The organism is Sphingobacterium sp. HJSM2_6, assembly GCF_049316305.1.
Lineage (GTDB): Bacteria > Bacteroidota > Bacteroidia > Sphingobacteriales > Sphingobacteriaceae > Sphingobacterium.
The window spans coordinates 1-452 of the sequence record NZ_JBMOXB010000053.1 but is presented as its reverse complement, the minus strand read 5'-3'; the positions used below and the strand labels follow the sequence as shown (position 1 = coordinate 452).

The 452-nt window shown below is 38.1% G+C and carries 1 protein-coding gene; it reads right to left on the bottom strand.

What is annotated here, in order from left to right:
- Positions 1 to 26: 26 nt before the first annotated feature.
- A partial coding sequence (locus ACFRAE_RS17775) for an ATP-binding protein (RefSeq protein WP_422798512.1) occupies positions 27 to 452 on the bottom strand: 426 nt, incomplete at its 5' end.

The following is a 452-nucleotide window of genomic DNA, read 5'->3' as shown; positions in this document are numbered from 1 at the left end:
CTTGTTTTAAGTCAATGTTATAGGGATTACCCAGTCCAGTTTTCACGGTCTAAACTTCTGAATTGAATTGCTTCGGCTAAATGTTCATTGCTGATATGAATGGACGCATCTAAATCGGCTATGGTTCTGGCTACTTTAAGGATTCTGTCGTAAGCTCTGGCAGATAAGTTTAAACGTTCCATTGCCATTTTTAATAAGTTTTTACCTGTATCTGAGATCATGCAGATTTCTCGAATTTGTTTGGCTCGCATTTGTGCATTGCAATGGATTTGTGGGAATTTTTGAAAACGTTGTTCCTGAATTTTCCGGGCTTCCATTACGCGACTTCTAATCACAGCACTCTTTTCTTGTTGTTCTGGTCTAGTTAATTCTGAAAATTCAACGGGTGTTACTTCAATATGGATATCGATTCGGTCTAATAAGGGGCCAGATATTTTGCTGATATAACGTTG